Source organism: Pseudomonas fluorescens (assembly GCF_902497995.1).
Lineage (GTDB): Bacteria > Pseudomonadota > Gammaproteobacteria > Pseudomonadales > Pseudomonadaceae > Aquipseudomonas > Aquipseudomonas fluorescens_BK.
This window is the reverse complement of record NZ_CABVII010000004.1, coordinates 190,645-211,841: the sequence shown is the minus strand read 5'-3', so window position 1 is coordinate 211,841 and position 21,197 is coordinate 190,645. Positions and strand designations below refer to the sequence as shown.

At 58.9% G+C, this 21,197-nt stretch carries 19 protein-coding genes and 1 pseudogene; 7 read left to right on the top strand and 13 right to left on the bottom strand.

The features are described from left to right. Positions 1 to 10 precede the first annotated feature (10 nt). The 11 genes from F8N80_RS06710 to rfaH all read right to left on the bottom strand — a co-directional run bounded on the left by F8N80_RS06710 (position 11) and on the right by rfaH (position 14,188). The gene (locus F8N80_RS06710; RefSeq protein ID WP_150783513.1) at positions 11 to 1,429 is read right to left on the bottom strand and encodes an oligosaccharide flippase family protein; all 1,419 of its coding nucleotides are present in this window, start codon (positions 1,427 to 1,429) and stop codon (positions 11 to 13) included. A 38-nt stretch (positions 1,430 to 1,467) separates the two neighbouring features. Beyond that, complete coding sequence (locus tag F8N80_RS06705; RefSeq protein ID WP_150783512.1) at positions 1,468 to 2,403, bottom strand: glycosyltransferase family 2 protein; 936 nt, start codon at positions 2,401 to 2,403, stop codon at positions 1,468 to 1,470. Further along, positions 2,397 to 3,737, bottom strand: coding sequence for an O-antigen ligase family protein (locus tag F8N80_RS06700; protein ID WP_150783511.1), 1,341 nt, complete (start codon positions 3,735 to 3,737; stop codon positions 2,397 to 2,399). Before F8N80_RS06700 ends, F8N80_RS06705 begins: the two co-directional genes overlap by 7 nt. Continuing rightward, on the bottom strand, positions 3,734 to 4,846 hold the full coding sequence (locus tag F8N80_RS06695) for a glycosyltransferase (protein WP_150783510.1): 1,113 nt from the start codon (positions 4,844 to 4,846) through the stop codon (positions 3,734 to 3,736). Before F8N80_RS06695 ends, F8N80_RS06700 begins: the two co-directional genes overlap by 4 nt. After that, a complete protein-coding gene (locus F8N80_RS31430) occupies positions 4,843 to 6,651 on the bottom strand; it encodes a glycosyltransferase (protein ID WP_224790646.1) in 1,809 nt (602 codons plus the stop codon). Before F8N80_RS31430 ends, F8N80_RS06695 begins: the two co-directional genes overlap by 4 nt. Before the next feature lie 18 nt (positions 6,652 to 6,669). Beyond that, positions 6,670 to 8,001 carry a UDP-glucose dehydrogenase family protein gene (locus F8N80_RS06680; RefSeq protein ID WP_150783509.1) on the bottom strand — a complete coding sequence of 444 codons (1,332 nt, stop codon included), beginning with the start codon at positions 7,999 to 8,001 and terminating at the stop codon, positions 6,670 to 6,672. 47 nt (positions 8,002 to 8,048) lie between these two features. Next, on the bottom strand, positions 8,049 to 9,440 hold the full coding sequence (locus F8N80_RS06675; RefSeq protein WP_150745297.1) for an undecaprenyl-phosphate glucose phosphotransferase: 1,392 nt from the start codon (positions 9,438 to 9,440) through the stop codon (positions 8,049 to 8,051). A gap of 104 nt (positions 9,441 to 9,544) precedes the next feature. Beyond that, positions 9,545 to 11,860: a GumC family protein gene (locus tag F8N80_RS06670; protein ID WP_150745296.1), complete on the bottom strand. Its 2,316-nt coding sequence runs from the start codon at positions 11,858 to 11,860 to the stop codon at positions 9,545 to 9,547. A 2-nt stretch (positions 11,861 to 11,862) separates the two neighbouring features. Further along, positions 11,863 to 12,396, bottom strand: a complete 534-nt coding sequence (locus F8N80_RS06665; RefSeq protein ID WP_150745295.1) for a polysaccharide biosynthesis/export family protein — start codon at positions 12,394 to 12,396, stop codon at positions 11,863 to 11,865. A gap of 11 nt (positions 12,397 to 12,407) precedes the next feature. Continuing rightward, complete coding sequence (locus tag F8N80_RS06660; protein ID WP_150745294.1) at positions 12,408 to 13,562, bottom strand: outer membrane beta-barrel protein; 1,155 nt, start codon at positions 13,560 to 13,562, stop codon at positions 12,408 to 12,410. Between the two features lie 116 nt (positions 13,563 to 13,678). After that, on the bottom strand, positions 13,679 to 14,188 hold the full coding sequence (gene rfaH, locus F8N80_RS06655; RefSeq protein ID WP_150783508.1) for a transcription/translation regulatory transformer protein RfaH: 510 nt from the start codon (positions 14,186 to 14,188) through the stop codon (positions 13,679 to 13,681). 671 nt (positions 14,189 to 14,859) lie between these two features. On the opposite strand from rfaH, the gene F8N80_RS06650 reads away from it, so the two are divergent. The 4 genes from F8N80_RS06650 to F8N80_RS06635 all read left to right on the top strand — a co-directional run bounded on the left by F8N80_RS06650 (position 14,860) and on the right by F8N80_RS06635 (position 17,123). Continuing rightward, positions 14,860 to 15,837, top strand: coding sequence for an NAD-dependent epimerase/dehydratase family protein (locus F8N80_RS06650; RefSeq protein WP_150783507.1), 978 nt, complete (start codon positions 14,860 to 14,862; stop codon positions 15,835 to 15,837). Between the two features lie 228 nt (positions 15,838 to 16,065). Then, positions 16,066 to 16,293, top strand: a complete 228-nt coding sequence (locus tag F8N80_RS06645) for a hypothetical protein (protein WP_150745291.1) — start codon at positions 16,066 to 16,068, stop codon at positions 16,291 to 16,293. Between the two features lie 24 nt (positions 16,294 to 16,317). Next, positions 16,318 to 16,725 carry a hypothetical protein gene (locus F8N80_RS06640; protein ID WP_150745290.1) on the top strand — a complete coding sequence of 136 codons (408 nt, stop codon included), beginning with the start codon at positions 16,318 to 16,320 and terminating at the stop codon, positions 16,723 to 16,725. A gap of 161 nt (positions 16,726 to 16,886) precedes the next feature. Further along, positions 16,887 to 17,123: a hypothetical protein gene (locus tag F8N80_RS06635; protein WP_150783506.1), complete on the top strand. Its 237-nt coding sequence runs from the start codon at positions 16,887 to 16,889 to the stop codon at positions 17,121 to 17,123. Positions 17,124 to 17,129: 6 nt separating this feature from the next. Here F8N80_RS06635 and F8N80_RS06630 read toward each other — a convergent pair. Further along, positions 17,130 to 17,297: pseudogene (locus tag F8N80_RS06630) on the bottom strand (transporter substrate-binding domain-containing protein); the annotation flags it as partial. A 59-nt stretch (positions 17,298 to 17,356) separates the two neighbouring features. On the opposite strand from F8N80_RS06630, the gene F8N80_RS06625 reads away from it, so the two are divergent. Beyond that, entirely contained in the window at positions 17,357 to 17,632 is a 276-nt protein-coding gene (locus F8N80_RS06625; RefSeq protein WP_150783505.1) for a hypothetical protein, read from the top strand. Between the two features lie 116 nt (positions 17,633 to 17,748). Here F8N80_RS06625 and F8N80_RS06620 read toward each other — a convergent pair whose 3' ends face one another. Further along, the gene (locus F8N80_RS06620) at positions 17,749 to 18,453 is read right to left on the bottom strand and encodes a murein L,D-transpeptidase catalytic domain family protein (protein WP_150745288.1); all 705 of its coding nucleotides are present in this window, start codon (positions 18,451 to 18,453) and stop codon (positions 17,749 to 17,751) included. A 79-nt stretch (positions 18,454 to 18,532) separates the two neighbouring features. Between F8N80_RS06620 and F8N80_RS06615 the strand changes: the two genes are divergently transcribed. Together F8N80_RS06615 and F8N80_RS06610 are read left to right on the top strand one after the other, a co-directional pair. Then, positions 18,533 to 20,284 carry a L,D-transpeptidase family protein gene (locus F8N80_RS06615; RefSeq protein ID WP_150783504.1) on the top strand — a complete coding sequence of 584 codons (1,752 nt, stop codon included), beginning with the start codon at positions 18,533 to 18,535 and terminating at the stop codon, positions 20,282 to 20,284. 46 nt (positions 20,285 to 20,330) lie between these two features. Further along, positions 20,331 to 21,122 (top strand): lipopolysaccharide biosynthesis protein, encoded by a 792-nt coding sequence (locus F8N80_RS06610; RefSeq protein WP_150745286.1) that lies wholly within the window; start codon positions 20,331 to 20,333, stop codon positions 21,120 to 21,122. Positions 21,123 to 21,197: the final 75 nt, after the last annotated feature.

Below are 21,197 nucleotides of genomic sequence, written 5' to 3'. Positions count from 1 at the left end.
GGGAGTGGGTTCAGCGGGTGGTGAATACCGATTTGAATTCTTGCGGCCAGCGCGGGTGCAACAGGCTGTAGGCCAGCGCATAGGTCAGCGCGCCGATACCGATGCTGCAGGCCAGGTGCACAACCCCCTGCACCTGCAGCCATGGGGTCAGCCACAGCACTGCCGCGGCCATGACCAGCGAGGCCGTCACACTGCGATAGCTGGAGGCGAAAAACGCACGCCAGCCAGAACCGATGGCGGTGTTCAGCCCGCGAATCTGCAAGGGTGTGACGATCAGCATCCGCAGCAGCAACGCCAGGGCAGCGGCCATGCCGCCATAAAGCGGCCCCAGCCCGTAGACCAGCGCCAGCGCCAGCAAGGTGGTGCCCACTTCCGCCTTGAGGGTCAGGTGCGTGCGGTTGACGGCCACCAGCGCGGTGGTGGCGTACATGGCGGTGTTGCCGATGGCGGCGGTGCAGGCCAGTACTTGCAGCAGCGGGATCGCGTCGGCCCATTTGGCTCCGAAGATCAGCAGGACGATGTTCTCGGCGGTGACGGCGATACCGATGAAGATCGGGGTGAGGAGGAAGCAGCTGACGGCTGTCGAGTCGAAAATGAAGCCGATCAACCTCGACGGTTCGGCGCTGCGTCTGGCGAATGCCGGCAGTGCATAGCTCATCAGGCCGTTGTAAAACGCCGTGCGTGGCAAATCGATGATGCGCATCGCCAGGTTGAAGATGCCGACAGCGTGGGTGCCGGCGGTGATACCGAGGACCACATTGACCCCGCGCTGAAGGGTTTGCGAACTCAGGGTGTTGACGGCCACGGGCAGGCCGGCCGTCAGCAGTTCACGCAGGAATGGACCGTCAATGACCCATGGGATTCGGCGTCGGTCACTCAGCATCAACACCAGGATGGAAACGAATTCCATGATCAGCGCCTGGGCAATCACCGCCCAGGCGCCCAAACCCAAGAGCGCCACGGCGATACCGGCAACGCCGCCGGACACCTTGCCCAGCAGTGTGCGCGAAGCGAGCATCCTGAAGTTGCTGCTACGGCGCAATTGCACGACATAGACGCGCGCCATCATGGTGAACAGGATTTTCACCGAAGCCAGCGCCGTCATCCATTGCAGGGCGGTGGATGCAAGCCACAGCATCGCCACGGCCGTGATGATCGCGATGGACACCAGGCTGGTCAGTACCGCCACCCAGAACGCCGTGGCGATGTGGCGCTCATCCAGACGCTCCATCCGCACCAGTGGGTCTTCCAGCACCGAGGAATAGAGGATGGCGATCACCTCGACGCTGGCGATGATGATCGTACCCACCCCCAGTTCTTCCGGCGACAACAGCCTGGCATACACGACAAAAGTGATCATCGACAGGAAAATCAGGCCGAATTTCTCGGTGAAGATCCAGCTCAATGTGACGAGACGTTGATTGACCATGGGCAAACCCGGCAGACGTTCGATCGAGGGGCGAGCGATCAGGAAACCTTGTGCAGCGTCTTGAATCGCGCATAAAGGTAACGCAGGGTCGGTTTGCCATTGAAGCAAATCAGCGCTTGCCAGGAGTGCCCGAGCATCTGCCGGAACACCTTGATCACCTGTGCATGTTCGCCGCGCCGGGAAAAGGCATTGAGGAATTCGGCATGGTTGGCCAACACGAAATGGATGCGCTGCTGCCGGGTCAGTCTCGGGCCGTAGCGATCCAGGTACAGTTCGATGAATCTGACTTTGTACGGGTAGTATTTTTGCGGTTGCGCGGTGATGTTGCCGCTGTCGACCCCGCGCCGATGGAGGATTTGCGGCACGGTGTGGATTTCCCAGTGCTCGGCGATCCGCGTCCAGAGCAGGCGGTCTTCGGCGAAGCGCAGGGAAGGGTCGAAACCACCCAGGGCACAGACCACTTCACGCACCACCAGCACGCCGGACGTACCGTTGATGACATTCTCGCGCATGAAATCAGCAAAGTGATTGCCGCACTTGCGCCGCTCTTCCAGTTGCTGTGTGCCGTCGCTGAACACACTCAACTGGTAGCAATCGATCAGCCCGACCGAATGCCCCTGGGCCGTCAACCGGTCATACAGCGCCAGCTGCATTTCCAGTTTCTGTGGATGCCACTGGTCATCGGCATCGAGGAAGGCAATGAAGGTTTCCTCGGCGGCAAAGATGCCTGTGTTGCGCGCACGGGCCGGACCCTGGTTGGCCTGCTGCAACAGGGTCAGGCGAAACGGCGCGACAAAATTCCTGACCCGTTGGGCACAGTCATCGCTGGAGCCGTCGTCGACGACGATCACCTGCTCGGGCTGACGGGTCTGCAGGACCAGGGACGCCAGGGTCTTTTCGATGGTACTGGCGGCGTTGTACATCGGAATCACCACGCACACCGAATCCGGTGAAGGGGGGCCTTCGTTCAACATGGCCTTTTCTCCTTGGCTACGACGCTGGCGGTGGCGCCGCTGAGTACCTTGCGTCGCGCCGTCGAATGCGACGCTGCGCCCGGTCTGGCAAGACTGCGTCCGGCGTGGTGATGATGGAAAGACATGGCCAGGATGCAGAACACCAAAAACTCCGCGGAGCGGTAATTGGGGACCACGTACGCCACGTAATTGGTGACGATGAACAGTCCTATGATGACCAGGGCACTGGCCCGATACTGCGGCGACTGGTCCGCCGTCACGGCGCGATACTGTTTGACCAGCGCCTCGGCCAGCATCAGGCCCAGCGCCGTCAGCTGCACGATCCCGCCGTTGAGCAGGGTTTCCATGTAGCCGCTGTGGGCGTTACCGATGTAACCCCAGCGAGCAATGAACGCGGCGGCATCGGGGCTGGACCAGAAGCCACCATAGCCGTAACCCCTGACAAACTCGGCATCGATGTAGGGTGTCAACAGCTCCCAGATCAGCATGCGGTCGGTGAGTGACGGGTCGCGACCGACCATTTCCAACAAAAGCGTGTAATGACCAAACAGAAACAGGCAGATCAGCAAGTACAGAACTGTGGTCGCGAAGAACGCCATCCATGAGCGGTTGATCCGCAGACGGATCATGGTCAGAAAGTACCAGTAGCTTGCCGACCCCGCGCAAATCAGCGCCAGCCCCGTGGCGGACTGGGCGAGCCCGATGGCGATGAGTGAGCACAGTGCGCTGAACATCGCCCAGGGATTGCGCCGGCGGATCATCGGCAGCAGCAACACAACGGCGATGGCATTGATCCGCGCCCCGGCATTTTTTTCCGGGAAGATGCCCTTGAACGCACCGTCGCGAATGCCTCCGGAAATGAAGGCGATGTCCGGCAGGATCAAGGCGCAGATCAGCCCGATGAACGCCGCTACGCCGAGGGTGCAGCCGAGCATGAAACTGATTTTTTCGAGGCTGTAGTTGTAGGCGACGAATCCGCCGAAAAACACCACGCTCATCAATGCGACAAAACGCTTGAGGCTGAGCATCGGATCGTAGGACCAACTGATCGACGCGGCGACGCAAAGCACGAACAGCAGCAAAAAGGCGTTCTGCCGGTAAAAACACTGACTGAGGAACACCTTGTGGCGGATGAAGAAAAATAAAGGTACCAGCAGAGTGATCAGGCCGCAGACCTGGTTGACGACGTTACCCTCAAGGTCACGCTGGGCATCGTTCAGGCTGGAGGCACTGCCCAGGCCGGTAAAAAAGCTGATCACCTGCAGGTAGAACAGCACGCCGAACAGCGTGAAAAGATCGCGCAGCGTGGTGAACCTGACTTGCAGTGTGTTCATGGCGGTGGGCTCCCGAGCAAGGCACTGAGGTAGGTCTTCACCGCCTGGGCATTCATGAAGCGGGCGGCGGCATCGATACGTATCGGGCGCCGTGTATCGTTCGCGGCGTTCAGTTGTTCGCTGATCGCCTGCGCCAGCGCCGCGGGGTCATCGACCGCCACCAGCGGCGCGACGGTGCCGTTGTCGAGAATGTCCTGCGGGCCGTGCGGACAACGCGTCGCTACCACCGGGGTGCCGGTGGCCAGGGCTTCGACCAGCGCGTTCGGGCTGCCTTCGAAACGCGACGACAATACAAAGCAATCGGCCGCCGCGACTTGCGCCATGGGATCGGCGGTGTAGCCCGGCAGGTCGACCCGATCGGCCACGGCTAGCGTGCGGGCCTGATCGAGCAAGGGTGTCCTGAGCGTGCCTTCACCGAAGATGATCAAGCGCGCCGTGCGATCGGGCAGTCGGGCGAAGGCATCGATCAGGGTGTCGAAGCCTTTCTGTCGGACCAGCCGCCCCACGGCGACAATCACCGGTGTGGTTTTTTCCCGCAGCCAATGATGCTCCGGAGCGGGAAGCGGCCTGTCGCGAAAGTCATTGTCCAGTACCGGGTTGTCGGCAATCGTGACATCGCGCTGACGGGTCAGGGTGGTCTCGACCAGATCCTCGGCGACCCCCCGTGACACGCAGATCACCGGGTTGGGGATGAGCCGGTACAGCAGTGGCGCCACCCAATAGGCCAGCCGGACCCGCAGGGACGGGTTGACGTGTTTGTCGTGGGAAAACGCGTTGCGTTCGCTGACATGCAGGCGGGGCAGGGTCCCGGATAGCGCTGCTGCGGCAATCGCCACCACGTTGACATGGGTGAGGGCGGCCAATTGCGCATCAAAGCGGTTGCGCCGCAGAAATCGCGCCAGGGCCGGCACGGCACTCGCACTGCGTGCGCTATTGAGCTCGACCTGTTTGACCCGTGGATCGAGGCTCGCGACATTGACTCCGCCGCCGGTGAGCATCAGCAGGGTCACGTCATTGCCGGCATCGGCCAGCGCCCCGGCGAGGCGCGCCATCATCTTTTCGGCACCCCCTGCGCCCAAGTCATGCAGAATGATCAGCAGCTTCTTCATTGATTCCATACCTGGTAGTAGGCCTCGGCGGACTGATGACTGCCGTACTGTCGAACCGCCTCTGCCGCGACGCGACCGGCCGGCGCAACCTGACCGTCCGGGGTCAGGCTGTGCAGCAGTCCTTCTGCCAGCGCCGGCACATCATTGACCTTCACCAGACGCCCAAGCCGGCCGTGATCGAGCAACTCCCGGGCGCCGCTGCCACACTCGCAAGCCAATGTCGGCGTACCCAGCGCCAGGGCTTCGATCAGCACCGTAGGCAAGCCTTCATGGACCGAACTCAGGATCAGCAGCCGGGCGTGGCGGATCAGGGGATAGGGGTTGCTCAGATAACCGGTGAAATGCACCCGGTCTGCGATGCCCAGGCGTTGTGCCTGTGCGGTCAGCGCGACGCGCTCCGGGCCATCTCCGGCAATCACCAGATCCGGCAACGGCGTTGCACGGAGCAAGACCATTGCGTAGGCATCGAGTAACAGATGGAAGCCTTTTGGCTGCACCAGCCGTCCCACCCCCAGCCAGTAGTCGGCGGGCAAGCCGTCGGGCAAGGGCGCCTGCGCGGCATTGAGCATGTATTCGCTGATCACGGCGTTGGGGCAGTAGCTGATGCGCTGGCGTCCCCAGGGCATCAGCTCGGCAAGGCTCTGACACAGGCCATTGGATACCGCCACGACCTTGCCAGTGCCGCACAGGTATAAAGCGTAGAGCAGGCGCAGGCTGGTGGGCCCGGTCTTCTGTTCCTCGCAATCGAGCGCCGCATGACGGGTATAAATGACCCGGCAGCAGGTGTTCAATGTGGCGAACCAAGTGCAGAGGTTGGCCTGTTCCTTGGCGGCGATCAGGTGAGTCACGCCTTCGCGGCGAATGATCCGGCGCAACAGGAAGATGGACTTGAGCAGGCCCTTGATCCCATCGCCGCCGCCCTGGAAAAACGTCGCGCCCGCTTGCGCCGGCGTATCGCCGTTCATGACGTAAAAACCGACCTGGCGGCCCTCCTTCAGAAATTGCCCGGCCAGGCGCTGCTGGACACCCTCGACCCCTCCGCCAGGGCTGAAATCCTTGAGAATGAACAGAATGTTCATCCTGGTTTCCCGGCAGTCGGGGTGCAGTAGATCGATAGTCACTTTGTGCAGGGCGAGCATTGCCCACAGATGAAAAAAGTTTCTCGGATAGTCGATCAGGTAGCGCTGGATCGTGTGCGGCTCACGGTACATGCGGTAAAACGCGCGCAGATGCAGGCGGTTGATCAATTCGGGGTAGTAATTGCGGATGGCCGTGGCTTCCTGCCGAATGAAACCGCCGCAGGTGAATGCCACCCCGCCAAAGCCCTGGCTCAGGGCCTCCTCGACGAATTGCTCCTGGAGTCCGGCGCCCAGACCTGTGATCAGGATGTCCGTGGCGCTGTCGCGGATGTCGGCATGTATGCGTTGTGCCTGCGCCGTATCGAAGTAACCGTTGTGAAAGCCGGCGATCTTCAAGCGCGGATAAAGACCCCTGATTTTGAGCAGGAACAGGTCCAGTTCCACTTGCCGGGCCCCGACAAAATACACACGCCGGCCCCGTTGCTCGGCATTGCGCAGCACCGGGTCGGCGATGGAGGTGAAATCGAAACTGACCCGCTCGACAGGCTGCCCGGTGATGCGCGACATGAACGCCGACAGCAGCATGCCATCGCAAAAATAGCTGACGTCGCGGCCCTCGGCCTGTTCGAACAGACTGCCGATGGAAGCAAAGTTGATGAAGGAAAAAGCTTTGTGGGTCTCAAGCAGAGCGGGAGTGAACCGCTCGACTAATTTCAACCTGATCATTGCCTGGCTCCTTCATCATTAGAGTGTCTGGCGGCCTACTGAGTAGTAGGTGAAACCACGATGTTTCAAGCGCTGCGGGTCGAACAGATTGCGTCCGTCAAAAATCACCGGTTGCGCCAGTTGCTGACTGAGCAGGTCGAAGTCCGGTGCGCGAAACGATTGCCACTCGGTCGCGATGATCAGGGCATCGGCATTTTTCAGGGCCGCTTCCTTGGTGCCCGCCAGCGTCAGGTCATCAAGCGCGCCATAGATACGCTGGGCTTCTTCCATCGCTTTGGGGTCGAACGCCTGGACCCTTGCCCCGGCTTTCCATAAGGCCTCCATCAAGACCCGGCTGGGGGCTTCGCGCATGTCGTCGGTGTTGGGTTTGAAGCTCAAGCCCCACAAGGCGAAGGTCTTGCCCCGCAGCGCGCCGTCGAAATGATTGAAGATCTTGCTGAACAGCATGGTTTTCTGTTCGTTATTGCGCGTCTCGACCGCCTTGAGCACACGGGCGTCGAAGTCGACGTTGGTGGCGATGCGTATCAGTGCCTGCACATCCTTGGGAAAGCACGATCCGCCATAACCCAGCCCCGGGTAGATGAATTGATAACCGATGCGGGGATCGGAGCCGATGCCGTGGCGCACCATCTCGATGTCGGCTCCGAGCTTTTCGGCGAGGTTGGCCATTTCGTTCATGAAGCTGATCTTCGTCGCCAGCATGCAGTTGGCGACGTACTTGGTCAGTTCGGCGCTGCGCGCGTCCATGACGATGATTTTTTCGCGGTTGCGATTGAAGGGTTCGTACAACTCGCGCATGACCGCTTCGGCATGCGGGCTGTCGGTGCCGATGATGATGCGGTCCGGGCGCATGCAGTCTTCAACCGCGCAGCCTTCCTTGAGAAATTCCGGGTTGGAGACCACGTCGAACGTCAGGTCACTGCGATCGGTATCCGCCAGAACCTGATTGATGTGCGCTCGCACCCGGTCGGCGGTACCGACCGGGACCGTGGATTTGTCGACGATGATCTGGTGGCACTGCATGTGGTGGGCGATGGTGTCCGCCACACTCAGCACATACTGCAGGTCGGCCGAGCCGTCTTCGTCCGGTGGCGTGCCGACGGCGATCAACTGCAACTGGGCGTGGTGTACGGCGGCGACAAGGTCGGTGCCAAATTGCAGGCGTCCGCTCTGGTAGTTGTCGCGAACCAGGCTTTTCAGGCCTGGTTCATAAAGCGGCAGCGTGCCATCCCTGAGTGCCTGTACCCTGGCGGCGTCGACATCCACGCACAGCACGTTGTGGCCCGCTTCCGCCAGTGCGGCCCCCTGTACAAGGCCGACATAGCCAATTCCGAATACGCTCACATTCATCGGGAAAACCTCCGGGCTTCGTGGTATCGATCCACGTGGACACAACGTCAGTAGATGTCTTTGGAAAACAGGGTGAACGGCGTCTTGAGCAGGATCTTGATGTCCAGCCACAGCGACCATTGGTTGATGTAGTTGAGGTCCTGGGCGACGCGCCGCTGCATTTTTTCCACGGTCTCGGTTTCACCCCGATGTCCGGTGATTTGGGCCAGCCCGGTGATGCCGGGCTTGAGCCGATGACGAGCCATGTAGGCGCGCACCTTGCCGGTGTAATAGACGTTGTGGGTGACGGCATGCGGGCGCGGTCCGACCAGGGCCATCTGGCCGAACAGCACGTTGAACAGTTGCGGCAATTCATCGATCGAAGAGCGGCGCAGAAAGCGTCCGAGCGGGGTTACGCGGTCATCGTCGCGGGTGGCCTGGCGCACCTGTTGATCGTCGTGCACGCGCATCGAGCGAAACTTCCAGACCTGGAAGATTTCGGCGTCGTGGCCGTGACGATTCTGCTTGAACAGCACCGGACCTGGCGAAGTGACCTTGACGGCAATCGCCACGGCCACCAGCAACGGGCTGAACAGGAGAATGGCCACGGCGGCCAGGCTGCGTTCGAACAGTTCCTTGCAGAGCAGGCTGCCGGGATGCGAACTGATCAGGCTTTCGTTGAGGTAGATCGCCGGCATGCGCTCGATTTCGGAGATCGACTGGTTGAGCAGTACCATGCTGCCCAAGTCCGGAATCCACACCACGTCGACGTTCATGTCCAGCAAATCGATGTACAAGGCTTCAATGAGGGCGGCCTGCGCCATTGGCAGAACGATATAGACGCGGCGAATATCCAAGCGCGAGATGATGTCGCGGGTCTCGCAGACGCGACCGAGCAACGGCAGGACACTGGGGGCGGGGCCGGTCAGATCTTCGGTGGCGACGAAACCCAATACCCGCGCTTGATCCGGCTGGGTAAGTTTTCTGGCCAGCTCGTCGGCGGTCGGGCAAGTGCCGATGATGATGGAACGGCGCTGTTGGCAGACCTTGCGCGCATGCAGTCGGGCCAGGAAGTGCAGCGGCAGAAAACTCGCCGCCTGGACCACGAAGCCCATGATTGCCCAGACGATGATGACCTGGCGTGAAAACCTCACACTGGTCTGGGTGATAAAGGCGATAGTCATGAGTACCGCGAGCAGGATCAGCCAGCCGGCCAGCAACCGACCGAGGCCGTTCAACAGGCCGTGACGTTTGTGATAAACCTGCATGGCACTGTAGATCGGTACCGAACCGAGCACGGTGAGCGTCATCAGCACGCGGTATTCACTGGCCAGGCTGCCGACCCGCCAATACACCAGCAGCATCAGTAGAAGGTTGATCAGAACGATCGCGCACAGCCACTGCCCCCAGAAGGTCAGCCCCCGGCGGTGCGCCATTTGAGCGGTTATTTGCGGAGTCATCGACTCAATCTCTTTACATGGATGACGCGCCAGCACGGCAACGGCGCTGGCGGTTATCGATTGGAGTGAGATCAAACGTCGGCAAACAGGCTGCGTGCCCGTGGTTACCTGGGGGCGAAGTCGTAGTTGTAGAACCTTTGCGAATGGCTGTAGCCATACTTGCGCGCCTTGCGCAGGTCGACCTGGTTGAGCACCACCCCGAACACCGGCGCGTGGCTTTGTTGCAGCATGGCGAGGTACTTCTGCACCTGGCTCACCGGCGTGCTGTCGGCCTTGACCACGTAGATCACCGCATCCGAATGCTGAGCCAGCAACAGCGCATCGCTGACCATTTCCGCTGGCGGCGAATCGATGATGATGTGCCGGTAACGCGTCTTGAGTACTTCGAGCATGCATGCCAGGCGCGGCGAACTGAGCAGATCCTGGGGTGGCGGCTGGCGTAACGGGTCGTTATTTGCAAGCGGTGACGGCAGGCGTGGTGAGCTGAACAGATCCAGCGACGGCGGTGAGATATTGCCGGCGGTCAACATGTCGAGATTACCCACGGTGCGAATGCACTCTTCGAGGCGTGCCGTACCGGCAATCACGTTGGCCAGACCGGGGCTGTCGGGCGCAAAGTCGAAGTTCAGCGAGAGGGTGGGTTGGCGCATGTCGGCATCGATCAGCAGCACACGCTCCAGCGACGTGAGTGAGCTGGCGAGGTTGTTGGCAATGGTGCTTTTGCCTTCTTCGGGCACGGTCGAGGTCACCAGCACAACCTGCGATGGCGTATCACTGTCCTGCAGCATCAACCAGGTTCGCAGGTTGCGAATGGTTTCGGAAAATCGCGGATTGTCGTTGTCGTCAAACAGGCGCGCCAGTTGTCGCCGGCTTTTTTTCGCCACCAAGGGCACCACGCTGAGCAGCGGTATGTTGAGCGTGCTTTCGATGGTGTCGTCGCTCTTGAAGGTGTTGTTCAGGTAGTCGAACAATAAGGCCACTGCCAGACCAATCACCCCGGCCACCAAAGCGACAATCGCCACGATCCGGGTCTTGCGCGGCTTGCTGGCTTCCAGAGGCACGATGGCGGAATCGATAATGCGCGCCTTGGTCGAGTCCATGTCAGACGTTGCCGCGGTTTCCTTGAGCCGGGTGATGAAGGTTTCATACAGCGCCCGGCTGCTGTCGACCTCCCGTTGGAATTCGCGCAGCTGGAATTCCTTGCGCGAGATGTCCTGTATTTGTGCCTTGTTGGTGTTGAAGGATTTACGCAGTGCCTCTTCGCTGGCCACCGCCAGCCGGTATTGGTGTTCGATGCCGGCGATCACCTGCCTGACCTGGATGCGCAGGCTGTCTGAAGCAGTGCGTAGCTCCGAACGGGCGGAGAGCAGGCTGGGGTGTTTCGGACCATAACGTCCCGACAGCTCCTCGACCCTGGCTTGGGCCTTGGCCAGTTCGGCCTGGAACTGCTGCACCAGCGGGTTGCTCAGCACGGCAGGGACGCTGGAGAGTCTGCTCAGGTCGCCGCCACTGCCCAGGCCCTGCACCTGACGGTATTGGCTTTCGGCTTCCGCGCGGTTTCGGCGGGCGTCGATCATGCGATTGCCGGTCATTTGCAGTTCGTTGGCACTGATGGTGGCGACCCCGTCGACATCCACCAGACCCTGTTCTTCACGGTAGGCCTGAAGCTTGTCCTCGGCCTTGCGCAGGTTGTCGCGCAACTCGATCAGGCGTGTGTTCATCCAGCTGGTGGTGGTCAGCGAGGATTTCTGGCTGGTATCGAACTGACTGTCGAGGAAACCCTGGGCCAGCGCGTTGGCGGCGGCTGCCGCCAGTTGCGGGTCTGGCAACTCCACCTGGATTTCGATCAACTGGCTTTTGCCGACGAATTTGACGCTGGCATGGCGCATGAAGTTTCGCGTGACTTCATTGAACACGTCTTCTTCCGTGGGCGTCGTCGCTGCCTGCGTCAGGAATCCCAGGCCCGGTAACCATTGGCCATGGTTAAGGTCCGCCAGCCACTGGCGCGGTTTGAACCAGGACTGCGGTTGCTGGCGGGGGTCGGTCACCGGATGGGTTGTCAGCTTGAGTTTCCTGACCGCCCGTTCCGCCAGCTCCCGCGACTGCAGGAGTGCCAGTTGGGTCTGCAGGTAGTCGGGGGTTGGGCCGCCCTTGTCGGTCGTCTGCTGGAAGTTCAGCGGCGGCGGGGTCGTATCCTTGATCAGCAGGGTGGTGCTGCCGATGTACTGCGGGGTGATGGTCGACACCACTGCTATGGCCAGTGCACTGCTCAGCAGTACGCAGCATCCGATGTTCCATTTGGCGCGCCAGGCCACTCTCCAGAGTTTGAGCAGATCAATGGTGTCCTTTTCTTCGCTGTGCTGCACAGGTGCAGCCGCTTGAAGCGGACGTTCGACGTAGGTGCCAGGGCTGTTGTCCATGATTAGAAAAAGCCTTGCGCAATGGAGATGGTGTCACCCGGAGCAATCACGGTGCTGCGGGTAATGTTGTCGGTCAGCGTCTGGCCGTCATCGCCGCGCACGATCGTCACTCGCTTGATCGAGGCGCGTTCGGTCAGGCCGCCGCCCAGGGCGATGGCCTTGTCCAGGGTTAGCCCCGGTACGAACGGATAACTGCCAGGTTTTTGCACTTCCCCATTGATGTAAAAGGCGCGGTATTCGATCTGGCTCAGGCTGACTTTGGGGTCGATCAGGTAACCCTGTTTGAGTCCGTCGACGATGATCTTTTCGACCTGGTTGGGGGTCAGGCCCTTGGCGGAAATTTCCCCCAGAAAGGGGTAGGAAAACGTCCCCGCATCGTTGAGACGAATCCGTTTGAGACTCAGCTCCGGCTCGCCGAAAACCGTGATGCGCAGAACGTCGCCGGCCGCCAGTTTGTACTGGGTACCGGGATCGGCGGCGTGTGAGACAGGGATCAGACACAACACGAGCAATAGGCCAAGGATGCGTGTGTTCATGGAAAATCTCCTCAGAGACTGATGTCGAAGCTGACCTGGAACACGTTGCGTTCGTAGCTTTCGTTGTCGGCATCGGAATTGTCGTCGCGGTAGCGATAGCCGACTTCAATGTCCAGCCAGCGGCGCATTTCGTACACCAGAGCCAGGTGGTAATCGCGCAGGTCGTCGGTCCGGTCCTGCCCCTCGTAGACGTCGCGACCTGCACCGATTTCCGTCACGCCGGTGATGCGTTCGGTCCAGCCATGACGCCAGCCGAGCTGGGCATAGGTGGCCTTGACGGCATCGGCGCCATCGTCACCCTCCGCCATGGCCTGGCGGGCCAGAACAGTGAAGGTCGAGTAGGTACGTGGTTTCCATTGCAGATCCACCTGCCAGGTCGGGTTATCGAGGTCCTTGGACTCGCTGTCATCGAAATTCTTGCGCTCATAGCCAACCCGGACTTTGCCGGTGGTGCGAGCGGTGAAATCCCATTCGGCGCCGGCGAGCAGGGCATCGGATTTGCTGCTGCGGGGGCTGTTGGCTTGCAAGTAGTCGAAGATCGTGTGGTCGTACTCCAACAGACCACGGGTGTTGCTGCCGATGCGGTGGTACCAGGTGGTGGTCAGCTCGGTGGTGTCGCGTTCCTTGTCGTCGTTGATCCCCCCGGAATTGTCATAGCGAAGTTGTGCGTAACTGGCCCCCAGATCAATTTGATTGGCAGCACTTTTAGCGCCGTAGGTATAGAGACCGTTGGCCTGACTGTTCTGAATCTTGTCATTGATACCATCCACCGCCGTGTCGGTCGTTCGCTCGTATTTGCGCCATTCCCCCTCAAGTTTCAGACGATGCCGGTCGGTGAATTCCATGATGCTGGCCAGTTGCACACGTTGTGCGGTACTGGAGGCGTCGGATTCATCGTGATAGATGTTGCGGGTCGGTTGCCAGATCAACCGGGTGGCGCTGTTGCGGTCTTGCGCCTTGAGCTCGAAGGAGGGCGCGATGCGCGTGACCATGGACGACTGCACATTGTGGTCGAGCTCGCGGATGTTATCGTCGAAAGCTTCCGAAAAAGTCAGCGTCGGAGTGAAGTTCAATCCATAGATATCGATGTTCTGGGGATCAACGCACCAGGCATAGCCCGGGTACAGGCTGACCATAATAATCGACAAGGGGGGGAGGGGCTTCATGGCCTATCATTGCTCCTGGAAAGTGGTGCTCAGGCGTGGTGGACGCGGGGTGAGCACGATCAGTGCAAGATTGGTATGGATCCAATATTGAGTGTTAACGCTTGCCGGCAAGTGATTTATTGGGGGGCGAGATCACTCAGCGGAATACAGATGGACTGTTGCCGATTGAGGAATTGAAGTAGCAACATGACCCGTTCCGCGCCCAGCATTGACAAAAAGACACCCTCCAGAGGTGACAGCGGCCCCCGGATTATGCGCAATGTCTGGCCGGGTTGAAGTTCTTCAATGCCGGGCGCCGCGGATGTCAGGCATCGCGTACGCAGATGCTCTATCACGTTATCGGCCACCACCGCAGGGCCGCGATTGAATTCGACAAATCGGCTGACCCCGCGGGTCGAGCGTATCGGCGTCCAGTTGGCATCGTGGCTTAAACGAACGAACAGATAGCCTGGAAAGAGCGATTCGGAAACCTTCTGCGGTTTGCCGCGGATCAGCCGATCGGTGGTGAGTTGCGGGCGAAAGATATCGTAGCTCTGCCGCAACAGGTTGATTTGTGCCCGGTCATCCTGACGCGGTTTGCACTGGAGCAGGTACCAACTAGAGCCATCGGTGTTGTTAGTTAGCATGCTTGCAAACTCCGTACTCAGCGAAAGTTTAAGCATCGTTATCCGTTCTAGCATCAGCAGCCTTCATGCTTGCTAGTAGGCGGTGTTGGAGATGTGGAGCCCAGCATAATTATTTTTATGGGGAGAAAGTGTGTGTCAATAATGAAACATGTTACGCTCGAGTCTTTACCGGGATGCCCATCGTCGTAAGGAGGATAAAAACATCCGCGGCCGTAGTGCACGGACACCTGTACGTCCTAGTGCTACCCAACGCAACTTGATGGGACCATTCGAGTATTTGTCCGGGCCAAAGCTACCGCACAGTCCGTGTAATAGGGCCCTTAAAGTCAATAGTTGCTTTAGTGTTCCCTTTGGATCGGCGAATGCCGACTAGTGCTCCGATGTTGGCCTGGTTTTGATAGGCCGATGTAGTTATCAACTAGTCTGTCGGGCCTGTCAAACGTTGCCAGTCAAAAGACATGCCTTTGATCCAAAAGTTTAGGGGTGACTGGCAAGTAGTTGTTTTAAAAAATAATTTTTTCATCGATAGGGTAAGTGGGTCTGGACCTGTTACAGACATAGGGTTATAAGTAACTGCCTCAGCTTGAGCGCCGGGCAATGGAGCAGGCTATGAACATGACCGTGCAATGTATCCGGATCGAGAGGCCGCTCAGTTCACAGGCGACTGCTTCATGACCGTCCTGGTCACCGGCGCCGCCGGATTCATCGGCTTTCATACGGCCAGGCGTTTGTGCCTGGACGGTCACGAGGTGGTCGGCCTCGACAACCTCAACGACTACTACGAGGTCACGCTCAAGCAGGCACGGCTTGAAGGGCTTGCGTGCTTGCCGGGCTTTCGTTTCGAAAAAATGGACATCGTCGATAAACCGGCCTTGATGGCGCTGTTCGGCGAGCACCGGTTTACCGAGGTGGTGCATCTGGCGGCCCAGGCTGGTGTGCGTTATTCGCTGGACAACCCAGATGTCTATGGGCAATCGAATCTGGTGGGTTTCCTCAATGTGCTGGAAGCCTGTCGGCACCATCGTCCTGAGCACTTGATCTACGCCTCCAGCAGTTCGGTGTACGGCAGCAACAGTAAATTGCCTTTCAGCGTCGAAGACTCCGTCGACCACCCGGTTTCGTTGTACGCGGCCACCAAGCGCGCCAATGAGCTGTTGGCCGACAGCTACTGCCATCTGTATGGCCTCAAGGCCAGTGGCTTGCGCTTCTTTACCGTCTACGGTCCCTGGGGCCGGCCCGACATGGCGCTGTTCAAATTCACCGAAGCCATCCTCCATGGCCAGCCGATTGACGTCTACAACCAGGGCGAAATGGCGCGGGATTTCACCTACATCGACGACATCGTCGAAAGCATTGCCCGCTTGCGCACCCGTGTGCCGGTAGCGGTCGAGGCCGGTGCAGGTTGCAACCGGCTGTTCAACATCGGTCGTGGCTTGCCCATGGCGTTGATGGACTTCGTCGAGTGCCTGGAGTCGTCACTGGGTCTGACAGCCCGGCGCAACTATATGCCGCTGCAGGCCGGTGATGTGGTCAAGACCTGGGCAGACACCAGCGCACTGCAAGCGTGGATCGACTTCAAGCCGCAAGTGGGGGTCGAGGCTGGTGTGGAACAATTCGTGAAGTGGTATCGCAGCTACTATCAGGTCTGAAGCCGGCGACGGGTTGTGACACGTCCGGCGATCAGGCGGTGATGGCCGTCATAGGGACTGATGTTGATTTGTCGATACGGTTTTCGTTTCCCCGGTTAGAGACCAACAAGATAATTGAGGCGAATAAATAGCTTGTTCAGGCTTATTAATCGTAAATAATAAACCTGTCCTCGTTGCCGAGTCTGATAATCGGCTCTGTGTATGTATTGTACAAATACAGGTGACAAAATGAAGCGTGATAACATCGAAACTACTGGGCTGGATTCCTTCATGGCTAACATTTCACCGATGCTTTATGGTCTGAGCGATCAGATCTTTGAGTACGAGACTGAAACAGTTGTCCCTTGCGCCTCTCAATCGCAAGCGTTGGCTTTTCTTATTGCCGATAGAGCAGTTAAACAAAAAGTCGCGATTTCAGAAATGCTCAACATTAAAAGAAAAACGACTATGCTGTAACCACTTCAAAGAAGGAGCGGTGAAATGTCGACCACCCAGAAACTGGCCCTGATGATCGCTGCACTGTACCTCTCGTGCTTTGCCCAGGCCCGCGAGCTTGAAGTTGCCACGGGCGGCGCTACCGTGACCATCAATGGTGTTACCTACACCGGGAAAAACATCAGCGTTGACGGCAACAGGGTGGTGGTCGATGGCGTTGAGCAGAATGTGCCATTGGCAGGTCCGGTCAGCGTCGTTGTGAACGGTAACGCCACCTCGGTTGAAACGGCCGCTGGCAAGGTTCAGGTCACCGGCAATGTAGGCAGCGTCCGCACAATGAGTGGCCATGTCGACAGTGGTGATATCAATGGCGATGTCACCACCATGTCGGGTGATGTGAGTTGCAAGGTTCATAAGGGTGACACCAAGACAGTTTCCGGCAACATCAGATAGTCAGCGCCGATGGCCGATAGTTCTGGAAAGGAATACCCCGACTTCATTGATTGAACCAAGGGTGGCCTCTGCATGAACAGGGTAAGCCGAGCAGTTGAACTGAAAACTGACCATTTAGTCAGGATGTTTGGCTGCACTTCTGCCATTACGAGGATCCCACCATGCGCAAATACACCTTGGAATACCTGTTCAACGGCGAGCCCCGCACGCACCTGTTCGAACTCAAGCAGCCTCAGCTGTCCGTGCATGAGGCGGCGATGCACCTGCTACAGCTGCATTTTGGGGATGCAGAGAACAGCCTGATCATGCCCACTGCGGACGCGACACCGGAGGAGGTATTAGAGCAGGCTGAGCGGGTAGGGCTGACGCAGATCAAGGTGGTCGATCACCCCGGTTGATGTCCGTTATTTAGTCTCGGGCACCGCCAACCACTGCCCCGGAACCTTCTGATAATTCCCCGTCACCTTGGCCAGATGCAGCCACTGATCGACATACAACTTCCAGCTGATGTCATCCCGCGGCAGCAGATACGCCTTCTCCCCATACTGCATGAACCGGGTCGGATTGACCGCGATGCATGATGATGAAACTATCATTCGTCACTCCGATACACACAGCAAGGACTGCTGAAATGAACGATTCAAAACGTATTCAGTTTTACGTATCCAAGACAAAAACCGATGGTGAAAGCGGGAGTGTTATCTCGGTATTCGTTTGTGGAAAAAATGAAAGCCAATGGTGTTGGGCCCCGGTCGAATTTGTGGTCCAGCTGATCAATCAAGGGGTGCTGTTCAATGCATTCTTCAAGGTCGGCGCAGGGGAGTATCAGGTAGGTTCCAGGATTGAAGCCCATGAGTTCGCCCTGCGCACCGATACCCTGGAGAGTTTGCCGACGGCAACGGTATAGATCACGTTCGGGCGCGAGGCCTGCGTAACGCAAGTCTGCGATCTTTTGGGTCAAGATCAAAAGATCGCAGCGTGGGACAGCCCCCTGCAGGGGCGATGGGGTGCCGGGGTGTGTTCTTACTGGCGGGTCGTCGACCTGGACGACGACGCGACAGTAGCGCCACCGCAATTGATATACGAAGAAGACTTCAACCAGCGCTGGTCCGGATAGTAGGAAAACAGCAACTGCCCATCCTTCATCGAGTCGATCAGCTTGTGCGCAATGGCCGGTCGTACCGCCGGGCAACCCAGGCTTCGACCGATCCGCCCATTTGCCCGCGCAAGCACCGGACTGACATAAGGTGCACCGTGGATAACGATCGCCCGGTCAAACGCATTGTCGTTGAAGCCCGGCTCCAGTCCTTCCATGCGCAACGAGTAGCCGTTCTGCCCGACATAGCTCGCCTGGGTGCGGTACAGGCCGAGGCTGGTGGCAAAGCTTTCGTTCTGGTTGGAGAACTTGACCGCCATGTTTTCGCCGCTGTTACGACCGTGAGCCACCAGTTCGTGGAACAGCAACTTGCGCTTCTTCAGATCAAAAACCCATAGCCGCTGTTCAGTAGAGGGCAGTGAATAATCGATCACTGCCAGTCTTTGCACCGGGGCTTTGCCCTGGGCGATGCTACATTGGGAGGCACGTACCGCCAGTCCAATGACTTTGGCGTTGGCGTGGGGAGCCGCTTTGATCAGCGCGGCTTCAAGCGAATCAGCGTAGGCTGCGGGTATAGAGATGGAGCTCAGCAGCAGGGCCGTGATTACAATGCCAAAGCGGTCTAGCGCCATGTTCGGGTCTCATAGGATAGTTTCGAGTCTAGCAGTGTGTGGGATGCTAGTTGTTGAATGTGGAGATTAAGGATTATCCATGGTGCAGTTAACAAGGTTATTCGTCATAAGCCGTGTTTTTTTTATGGTCTTTCTGATCAGCGGTGCAGCGCAAGGGCAAACGTCGCCGATTATGCTGTCATCTCCAGCTGCCAGCATGATCGAGGCGGCACCTGATGACATCGTCGCTCAGGCGATCCAGGCCGAGCTGGTGCCACTGGCGACTGCGTTCCCGCCGCTGCTCACCTCGCCGCGTCATCAGCGGGTGGATGTGAACCGGGTGGTGATGGATTTTTATAGCCATCGCGGTTATCGCGCCGCCTGGACCCACGACAGCGACGTTGCCCAGTTGTTGAAAAGCCTGGGCGAAACACACATCGACGGGCTGGACCCCGCGGACTTCCGCATTACCGAGCTGGCCGGGGCGCAAACATTCATGCAGTCCATGGTGCCCACCCCGGCGCAACGAGCAGCGTTCGATATGGCGGCCACCCGTACCTTCATTACGGCGCTGCTGCAGTTGCGGCGCGGCAAGGTCGACCCTTCGCGACTGGACATGCATTGGAACTTCGACCCTGTGGGCGTCGATCCCCGTGAAGACGTGAATCATTTCTTCGCCGCGCTCGACAGCCATGATGTGGCACGGGCGTTTGCGCAAGCGCCGCCGCAAGAGCCGATTTATGGCAGCTTGCGGATGGGCCTGGCGCAATTGCGCAAAGTGCGGGACATGGGTGGTTGGCCGAAGGTTGCCGAAGGCCAGTCGCTCAAGCCCGGCATGGATAACGCGGCGGTTGCGCAGTTGCGGGCCCGATTGGTGGCGGGTGGCTATCTGGCTGCGCAACGCTCGCCGCGCACGAATTACGACGAAGCGGTTATCGCTGCGGTGAAGAAGTATCAATCCGAGCATTACCTGGGGGCGGACGGTGTGGCGGGGGCGGCGACGCTGGCGACCTTGAACGTGCCCGTCGAGGCGCGGATCGACCAGGTTCGGGTGAACATGGAGCGCGCTCGCTGGTTGCTGTACAAGCTGCAGGGCACGTTCGTCATCGTTGATATCGCCGGCTACAAAGTGGCGTTCTACCGCGACGGCAAGGCGATATGGCGTTCACGGGTACAGGTCGGCAAGCCGTTTCGCAGTACGCCGGTGTTCCAGTCCGAAATTACCTACGTCACCTTCAACCCGACCTGGACGGTTCCACCGACGATCCTGGTTCAGGATATGCTGCCGAAGATCCGCAGCAATCCTGGCTACCTGGCCGCCAACCACATCAGGGTCCTGGATCGAGAAGGCAGTGTGCTCGATCCGGCCGGCGTCGACTGGGGCAACCCGCGCGGCCTCACCCTGCGCCAGGATGCCGGCGCGGAAAACTCCCTGGGCCAGGTGGTGATCCGGTTCCCCAACGACTATGCGATTTATCTTCACGACACGCCGCATCGGGAGCTGTTTGCCAAAACCTTCCGTGCCACCAGTTCTGGCTGCATACGGGTGGAAAACCCGCTGCAATTGGTTGAGCTACTGTTTAACGATCCGGTTCGCTGGAATGCTGCCGGAATCCAGGCGCAGCTGGCCAAGGGCAAAACCGAAAACATCAGGCTTCCAGTCAAGGTGCCGGTGTTGTTGGCGTATTGGACGGTAGACCTGAGTAACGATGGTCGGGTGATTTTCAAACCCGACATTTACGGGTACGACTCGGCCGTACTTCGGGGATTGAACAGGCCTTTGCAACTACCCGTTCTGGATTGGCAGCGAGCAGGTAGTCCCGAGGTTGTGGCGGGGCAAAGCCAACAGTAACCAGGAAAGGTGCTGGACTCATGAGGTTATAGGAGGGAGTCTGAAGATGGATGTTGCGCAAAAAAAACCGTCTTCCACTGCACGTCAACTGGATGTGCGTGACTTCGATGAGTGTCGCAATATTCAAACGGGTCCGGTGTTTATCATTGCATCGGGGCCGTCCGCGAAAGATTTCCCGCTGGAGAAGTATGCCGACGTTCCGATGATTACCATGAACGGGGCTATCTCGATGTTCGTCCAGCCTGGTATCAAACCGTTCTTTTACGCCTGCACGGACGACGCCTTTTGCCGACAACAGCCGGATCTTTTTGCGCAAGCCATGCGCCTCAGTCGGCGGCTGGCCCTATGGAAAGACCTCATCAGGTATGAAGCGCTTGCGCCCGAGGGCGAGCTGTATTTGCTGACCCCGGCGCCCAAACTTTCCTGGAACGAACTGATTTTCGGGCGGGATAAAGAACTGGTCCGAAGACGAAAGCTGGGAACTGGCCGTAATCGCAGCCTGGGCTTTAGCAAGAACCTCAAGCGAGGCTTTTTTGATGCCCGTACGGTGGCCTACCTGGCGTTGCAGATTGCCTATCACGTGGGGTTCACCAAGGTGTTCCTGGTGGGCGTCGACCTGGATCAGTCGGCAGGTCGCTTTTATGAAGGGGCAGGCACCGTTGTTTCGCCCTGCAACCTCGATGATCACTTTTATACGAGAATCCGGCCGTCGTTCGAGATCTTGTCGAAGTACGTGATGGATGATGATTTTCAGGTCTACAACCTGTCCGAAGTGTCACGGATTCCCGATGAGCTCGTGCCCCGGGTGACGCTGGACCAGATCGACAGGATGCTTTGAAGAGGCCCATCGTCGCATGTGGCTACCGACGCAACCACCGAAACGCGCAGGTGTCACACGCTAGACACCCCGCCA